Origin of the sequence: Bradyrhizobium guangdongense (genome assembly GCF_006483445.1) — a bacterium.
Taxonomy (GTDB): domain Bacteria; phylum Pseudomonadota; class Alphaproteobacteria; order Rhizobiales; family Xanthobacteraceae; genus Bradyrhizobium; species Bradyrhizobium guangdongense_A.
This window is the reverse complement of record NZ_PPPT01000099.1, coordinates 1-7666: the sequence shown is the minus strand read 5'-3', so window position 1 is coordinate 7666 and position 7666 is coordinate 1. Positions and strand designations below refer to the sequence as shown.

General features: G+C 64.4%; 5 protein-coding genes. 4 read left to right on the top strand and 1 reads right to left on the bottom strand.

Annotated features, from left to right (window positions below):
• Positions 1 to 102: 102 nt before the first annotated feature.
• The gene (locus tag C2U70_RS14545; protein WP_140978911.1) at positions 103 to 870 is read right to left on the bottom strand and encodes a thermonuclease family protein; all 768 of its coding nucleotides are present in this window, start codon (positions 868 to 870) and stop codon (positions 103 to 105) included.
• Between the two features lie 204 nt (positions 871 to 1074).
• Between C2U70_RS14545 and C2U70_RS14540 the strand changes: the two genes are divergently transcribed.
• The 4 genes from C2U70_RS14540 to C2U70_RS14520 all read left to right on the top strand — a co-directional run bounded on the left by C2U70_RS14540 (position 1075) and on the right by C2U70_RS14520 (position 7565).
• Positions 1075 to 2673: a GMC family oxidoreductase gene (locus C2U70_RS14540; protein ID WP_186294264.1), complete on the top strand. Its 1599-nt coding sequence runs from the start codon at positions 1075 to 1077 to the stop codon at positions 2671 to 2673.
• Positions 2674 to 2925: 252 nt separating this feature from the next.
• Positions 2926 to 3378 (top strand): hypothetical protein, encoded by a 453-nt coding sequence (locus tag C2U70_RS14530; protein ID WP_140978905.1) that lies wholly within the window; start codon positions 2926 to 2928, stop codon positions 3376 to 3378.
• Between the two features lie 1205 nt (positions 3379 to 4583).
• Positions 4584 to 5603 carry a S1C family serine protease gene (locus tag C2U70_RS14525; RefSeq protein WP_140978903.1) on the top strand — a complete coding sequence of 340 codons (1020 nt, stop codon included), beginning with the start codon at positions 4584 to 4586 and terminating at the stop codon, positions 5601 to 5603.
• Between the two features lie 243 nt (positions 5604 to 5846).
• Entirely contained in the window at positions 5847 to 7565 is a 1719-nt protein-coding gene (locus tag C2U70_RS14520) for an FAD-dependent oxidoreductase (RefSeq protein ID WP_140978901.1), read from the top strand.
• Positions 7566 to 7666 lie beyond the last annotated feature (101 nt).

Sequence of the window (7666 nt, the reverse complement as noted above, 5' to 3'; positions counted from 1 at the left end):
CCGGCCATGACGATGTGGATAGGTTCGTGCTCCACCTATCGCAGAGTCATATGCCCTTGCCCTGCCGCAGGCGGGGAGAGGCGAAAGAGGCAGCTCGCGAAATTACTTCGGCCGGCGGCAGTTATACGCCTTGCGGAAGCCGGAGGCCTGTGCGTCATCCTCGGAGCAGAACCAGCGGTCCGGCTTGGTGGTGCCGGAATAGCTCGGGCATCCCCGCAAATGATAGATGCCGATATTGCCGGTGACGCGGGCGCGCACGGCGAGCTTGCCCTTGATGCTGCAGCTCGGCGGCATCGTCAGCTCGTCCGGAAACAGCACGGCGCGGATTTCCTTGTCGCGGTCGGCACGGCAGGCGGCGCCGAGCAGCGGGCCGTCCTTCTTGCCGATACGGAATTCCTGCGGCGCGACAAAGCAGCCCTTCCAGATGCCGCTCGAGGCCGTCTTGGCCTCGGTCGCCGCCGGCTTGACGTTGGCCTTGATCGGCTCGCGCGCAATCGCATAGCCGAGGCGGACAAGCTGCTCGTTCAGCGTCGTCTTGTCGCCATCGGCCGTACAGATGGCGCGATGCCGTTTGCCAAAATTCTTCTCGGGCCCGACATCGTCGCAACGCACCGAGCGGCCCTTGATCAGCTTGGTGAGCTGGTCGCGCGCCTCGAGGCCGCAGGTCCAGGGGTCGGCATGGTCGTCGATGCAGACCTGGTCGAGTTCGGGCGCATCGACGCCGTCGAGCCGGTAGGTCACGTCGGCGATCTGGATGGAGTTGGCATCGCGGACCGTGGCAGTCCCGGTCACGGCCAGGCTCGGGCCGACTGAGGCGAGATATCCCGTGACGATCAGAACGGCTGCGGCAAGGAAATTCCCAGGGGACATGCGGTCTCGCTATCGATTTGCTGTTTTCGCCTCGTTCCTAGCATCCGGGCATGGCAAGACCAATGGTCTGCGCTCAGCGAAGTGCGACATTCCCGGCGGACGGCTTTACTCGCCCGCCGCTCTGCCCCTATCGTTTGGCGCTACAAGCTCATTTGGAGTGGCCGAATCGCCCGGGAAGCGGCGAGGGCGGGAGGAAGTACCGGTATGAACGACCCCGTGGACGTCCTGATCATCGGCGCGGGCGCATCAGGCGCTGCGGTTGCGTGGTCGCTGGCCGAAACCAGGATGCACATCCTGTGTCTGGAGCAGGGCGGCTGGATGAACCCGGCGGAATATCCGAGCACCGGCCGCGACTGGGAAGCAAAATTCTACGGCGAGTGGGCGACCAGCCCGAACGTGCGCGGCAGGCCCGAGGACTATCCGATCAACGACGACAACTCGCCGATCAAGGTCGTCAATTACAACGCGGTTGGTGGCTCCACGGTGATGTACACCGCGCATTGGCCGCGGCTGCATCCCTCCGATTTCAAGGTCAGGACGCTCGACGGCGTCGCCGACGACTGGCCGATCGACTACGACGCGCTGACGCCGTTCTTCGAAGAGAACGACCGCATCATGGGGACGTCGGGCCTGTCGGGCGATCCGCTGTCGCCGCTGACCCATCCGCCGATGCCGCAGCAGCCGATGGGATTGTCCGGCGCGATCATCGGCAAGGCCATGAACAAGCTCGGCTGGCACTGGTGGCCGTCGGACACGACGGTCGCGACCACGGACTATGAGGGCCGCGCGCGCTGCATCAATCTCGGCCATTGCACGCCGGCCTGCGCGCAGGGCGCAAAATCGTCCACCGACATCACCTACTGGCCGCAGGCGATCCGCGCCGGCGTCGAGCTGCGCACGCATTGCCGCGTGCGCGAGATCACGACCGACGACAACGGCATGGCCTCGGGCGTCGTCTATTACGACAAGGACGGCGTCGAGCAGTTTCAGGCCGCGCATGTCGTCATCATCGCCTGCAACGGTGTCGGCACGCCGCGGCTGCTGCTCAACTCGGCATCCGGCCGTTTCCCGAACGGGCTCGCCAATTCGTCCGGCCTCGTCGGCAAGAACCTGATGTTCCATCCCTATGCGCAGATCTACGGCTATGTGAAGGAGCCGACCGACTCGAACCGCGCGCCGCCGACCTGCCTGTGGAGCAAGGAGTGGTACGACACCGACCTCTCGCGCGGTTTCGTGCGCGGCTACGGCGTCCAGTTCGTGCGCGGCGCAGGCCCGGTGTTCGAGGCCGTCGTCAGCGAGCAGAAGGGCATCTTGCCGTGGGGCGCGGACCATCACCGCGTCTTCCGCAAGCTCAACGGCCATCGCATCGGCTTCTCCGCGATCTGCGAGGACCTGCCGGAGGAGCACAATCAAGTCACGCTCGATCCGATCCTGAAGGACAGTCACGGCATTCCCGCGCCGAAGATCAACTACACGATCTCCGAGAACAGCCAGAAGATGATGGACCACGCGCTGGCGAGGGGCCGCGAGGTTCTCGAAACGGCGGGTGCGACCGACATCTGCATCAACTCGCCGATCCCCTGGGGCGGCTGGCATCTGCTCGGTACCGCGCGGATGGGAACCGACCCCGAGCGATCCGTCGTCAACGAATGGGGCCGCACGCACGACGTGAAAAATCTCTTCATCGTCGATGGCAGCATTTTCGTCACCTCGGGCGGCGTGAACCCGACCTCCACCATCCAGGCCCTCGCGCTCTACATCGCCGACCAGATGAAGCAGCGCCTCGCCAATCTGTTCGATTGAGGGAAGGGCGATCGCATATGCCCCTGAAGAAGCTGCGCACAGACGTTTCCACATCGTCATGGCCGGGCTTGGCCCGGCCATCCACGACCTTTGCTGCCGCACAAAGAACGTGGATGCCCGGGACAAGCCCGGGCATGACGAGTTTGTGGCACGAGCATGCCGAACAATGGAAAACGTATATGCGATTGCCCTTCCCGCAAGCGGGAGAGGGAGCGCACCGTCACTGCGGCACGAGATTTGGAAGAGGACCTCATGACTGATCAGCTCATCCTCACGCCGCGGCAGCGCCAGGACCTTCGCACCATCGCCGCGCTGATCATTCCACCGAGCGAGGAATATCGCGTCCCCGGCGCCGATGACGAGGTCATCCAGGCCGACATCCTTGCAACGCTCGGCCGCGACGCCGGGCCAGTCGCGACGGCGCTGGATCATCTCGCCAGGCTAGCCGGCATGCCGCTCGCCGACCTCGATGCCGCCGCGCGCGACGGCGTCGTCAAGCAGTTCCGCGAGTCCGGTGGCGGGCCGGCCGCGACCCTCGTTCGCGTCGTTCTGCAATGCTACTACCGCGACGAGCGTGTGCTGCGTTCCCTCGGCATCGAGATGCGCCCGCCATTCCCCAAGGGGCATGTGCTGCCGGAGGGCGACTGGGCGCTGCTCGATCCGGTCAGGGCAAGGGGCGGAACGCTGCGACGGGCGCCCTCTTAGTCAAGTCTCCTGAGTTAAGACCTAGGGCTCCTTGTGGCCACCCAATGAAGAATTACTAAAACAACCCCATGCAAAGTAGGGAAACCGCCGAGGCAAACATTTCACAATTCGGATTCGACCGAGTAGTGGATGAAGTGCTGGGCGCCTGCCGTCGTGGCGGCATTCATCACGATTCGAAACGACACGCTCGTTATTTCTCCAGTGAAGACCAGGCGGCTTGCTGGCACAGTACCACCCGTTATAATACTTACGGACTTGGCGTTACTGGCCTTGGCGTAAGCAGCACGGATCAGGTGACAAAGCTTTTCTATGCGGGGCCACCATCACTATCGCCGCCGCTCAAATGAGGTTCGGGGCTAAAATAGCAGCGATGATACCTTTTGGTTTCGCTGGCGTGTTGTTCGTTCCTCTCTTGACGTCTGCGCAAGTGTTAGCTCTTAGAGATAGAATTGCTGAGGCGGCTCGTTCCGAAGGCGCGAAAGACATGGTGGTTAGTGAAACACGGATTGCGTTTTCCGGACTCACTGGCACTCGTACTCTTCGTCCGCTGGTGAACATTCAAAAGTGCGAGATCTGTTTCGAGAAGGAGGCGGAATCAGCGCGCGTTAGCTATGTCTGTTCAGTGGAGTGGTGGCCGTTTCTTGGCGTTGTCCTCATTTCATTTGGGTTTGCGGTACTCGCCGTGGTTGGATCGTCGATTGCTTATCATGCGGGTATATTCGCATTGATTACGTTTGTCTTATTCGCTGCCAATTCATTGTTTGTGCGTCGGCGATTCCGGCGCTGGCTAGCGAGCATAGTTACCAATCATGGGGCGTCCTGACCTGCCTGAGGTGAACTGCAAAGCCGCCCGTGTCCGCTGGTTAGAGCAAAGCAAGACGCATTTCGAACCCGGCCAGCAGGCTAGAGTTTTGTGCACGTCACCGTAATTCGCTGCAATGCTACTACCGCGACCAGCGCGTGCTGCGTTCGCTCGGCATCGAGATGCGTCCGCCGTTCCCCAAGGGGCATGTGCTGCCGGACGGCGACTGGACGCTGCTCGATCCGGTCAAGGCGAGGGGCGGCACGCTGCGACGGGCGCCCTCGTCAAGCCCCTTAGTCAAGCCTGTCGTCAAGCCCTGGCAGCCCAGCCTTGCGGCTAGGGGCGGGCTACTTGTCCTTGCGGCAACAGGCCACCATCTGTGTGGCCCTCAAGGACGCTTGCCATGCTGGATTTCACGTCAGATATCGCCGATGGCAGCTCGTCATCGCGAACGACTTCGCCTGCCCCGGATCAGGACGGGGCGTTGCTGGACGCCTATTCCAATGCCGTGATCGGCGTGACCGAGCGTGTCGGCCCCGCCGTCGTGCGCGTCGAGACCGGGCCAAAGGTGCCTGATAGACGCGAGCGCGGCGGGCTCGGCTCGGGCATCGTGATCTCGCCGGATGGCCTGGTGCTGACCAACAGCCATGTGGTCGGAGCGTCCCGGGACATCCGGCTCAGGGATATCGAGGGCAATGTTGGCGATGCCCGGGTGCTCGGCGTCGACCCCGATACGGACCTCGCGCTGCTGCGCGCCAACGGCGTTCGCGACCTGCCGTACGCTGCGCTCGGCAATTCCAAGACCTTAAGGCGCGGCCAGCTCGTGATCGCGATCGGCAATCCCCTCGGCTTCGAGTCCACCGTGACCGCGGGCGTCGTCTCCGCACTCGGACGCTCGATTCGCTCGGTCAGCGGCCGCACCATCGAGGACGTGATCCAGACCGATGCCGCGCTCAATCCCGGCAATTCCGGCGGGCCGCTGGTGTCGTCGCATGCCGAGGTGATCGGCATCAACACCGCGATCATCAGCGGGGCGCAAGGGATCTGCTTTGCGGTTGCCAGCAACACCGCGCAGTTCGTGCTGTCGGAGATCATCCGCCACGGCTATGTCCGCCGCGCCTATATCGGCGTGGCCGGGCAGACCGCGCCGATCCCGCGGCGGCATGCGGTGCTGGCCGGCGTCGAGAACAAGATGGGTGCGCTCTTGGCGCAGATCGAGCCGGATGGGCCGGCGGCGAAGGCGGGGTTGTTGCCCGGCGACGTCGTCATCAGGCTCGACGGTATCGAGATCAACGGCGTCGACGATTTGATCCGCGTGCTCGATCGCGACCGCATCGGCCGGCGGCTCGCCATGGACGTGCTGCGGCTCGGCCGCCTGCGGGCCTTCGACATCGACCCGATCGAGCGCAAGCCGCAACGCTAAAATGCTTGATTTTGACGTGTTGCTGCGTCGGGGTGCATCGTCCCGACGCAAATTGCGTCATTTTGCAAGGTTCATCCGACACCTTGCGATAATGACAATATACACCTGATTTGCCCGACGGGTCAAGCGCAATTTCGTAAAATCCGTATCCATGTCCCCCAGCCCCGGCTACTGTGCATGGGGTTGTTTTCACCCCCTATTGCCATATGACGGTGCCATGCCTCGCTCAGGGAACTTTGCCGCATGATGCCGGCGCAGGACAGCTACGACGTCGTCGTGATCGGCGCCGGCGCGGGCGGCATGACGGCAGCCGCCGTTGCCGCCGCCGAGGGCCTGCGCGTGCTCGTGATCGAGAAGACCGCCTTCGTCGGCGGCACCACGGCGTGGTCGGACGGCATGGTCTGGATCCCCGCCAACGGCAAGATGAAGGACGCCGGCCTCTCCGACAGCGTCACCGATGCCGTCCGGTATCTCGCGAGCACCGTTCCCGAGCCCGCCAATGTCGGCCTGCGCGCCGCCTTCCTCGCGCGCGGTCCCGAGGCGGTCGCGTATCTGGAGGCCAACACCGAAGTCCGGCTGCAGCCGGTGAAGGCCTGTCCCGACTACTATCCCGAGCGGCTGGGTGCCACCGCAGGCGGCCGCGTGCTGGAGCCGGTGGCGTTCGACGGAACCAAGCTCGGTGCGGGCTTTGCGCGGCTGCGACCGCCGCTGCCGGAGTTCATGCTGTTCGGCGGCATGATGGTGAACCGGCTCGATGTTCCGCATCTGCGCGGAATCGGAAAGTCGTTCCGCTCGACGCTGCGCTCGGCGCGGCTGATCTCGCAATATGCCCTGCAAAGGCTGCGTTCGCCGCGTGGCACCACGCTGCATCTCGGCAACGCGCTCGCGGCCCAGCTCTATGCTTCGCTGCTGGCGCGGCAGGTCGAGATGCTCTTCAGCGCCGATGTCGAGGATCTCGTCGTCGAGGGTGGGCGCATCAGCGGCGTCACGATCCGCCATGGCGCGCGCGACCGTACCATCGCGGCGCGCCGCGGCGTGGTGCTCGCGACCGGCGGCTTTTCGCACGACACGCACCTCCGCAAGCGCTTCTTTCCGCCCGCCGCAGGACTGGTGTCTGCAACCAGCCCGTCCGGCACCGGCGATGGCCTGCGCCTGGCAACCGCAAGCGGCGCCACGCTCAACAGCGATGCCACCAGCCCGGCTTATTGGGTGCCGGCCTCATTGTTTCAACGCGACGACGGCAGCCGCGGCGTGTTCCCGCACACGGTGACCGACCGCGCCAAGCCCGGAATCATCGCCGTCAACGCAGCCGGCCGGCGCTTCGTCAACGAGGCGCTGTCCTATCATGAGTTCGTGCTCGTCATGCTCCGCGACGGCAATGGCGAGGCTGACAGGCCCTTCCATCTGATCTGCGACCGCGACTTTCTCTGGACCTACGGCCTCGGCCGCATCAAGCCGTTCACCTGGAGTGTCCGCCGCTACGTCAGCAGCGGCGAGTTGATCGAGGCGCCCGGCATCGCCGAGCTCGCCGCGAAGATCGGCGTTGCCCCGTCGTCTCTCGCCGCGACGGTCGCCGATTACAATGCCAATGCGAAGGAGGGTCGGGATCCCGAATTCGGCCGCGGCAGCACCATCTATCAGCGCCACCTCGGCGACGCCGCGCACAAGCCAAACCCCTGCGTCGCGCCGATCCTGCGCGCGCCGTTCTTTGCGCTGCGGATCTATCCCGCCGATCTCGGCACCGCCATCGGCGTGAAGGTCGACGCCCAGGCGCGCGTGCTGCGCGACGACGGCACGCCGATCTCGGGCCTGTATGCCTGCGGCAACGACATGGGCTCGATCATGAACGGCAATTGTCCGGCGCCGGGGATCGCGCTCGGGCCGGCGCTGACGTTCGGGTACATTGCGGGGCGGCATCTGGCGGAAAATGCCGCCGCGAGGCGTGAAGTCGAAAGAGCGTAAGCTCTTTCCGCATCGTCATTGCGAGCGCAGCGAAGCAATCCAGTATCTTTCCGTGGAGGCGGTCTGGATTGCTTCGTCGCAAGGGCTCCTCGCAATGACGG

What these genes read in the sequence shown, in the direction of transcription:
- C2U70_RS14545 (WP_140978911.1), bottom strand. Translation starts at nt 870, where the DNA reads ATGTCCCCTGGGAATTTCCTTGCCGCAGCCGTTCTGATCGTCACGGGA.
- C2U70_RS14540 (WP_186294264.1), top strand. Translation starts at nt 1,075, where the DNA reads ATGAACGACCCCGTGGACGTCCTGATCATCGGCGCGGGCGCATCAGGC.
- C2U70_RS14530 (WP_140978905.1), top strand. Translation starts at nt 2,926, where the DNA reads ATGACTGATCAGCTCATCCTCACGCCGCGGCAGCGCCAGGACCTTCGC.
- C2U70_RS14520 (WP_140978901.1), top strand. Translation starts at nt 5,847, where the DNA reads ATGATGCCGGCGCAGGACAGCTACGACGTCGTCGTGATCGGCGCCGGC.
- C2U70_RS14525 (WP_140978903.1), top strand. Translation starts at nt 4,584, where the DNA reads ATGCTGGATTTCACGTCAGATATCGCCGATGGCAGCTCGTCATCGCGA.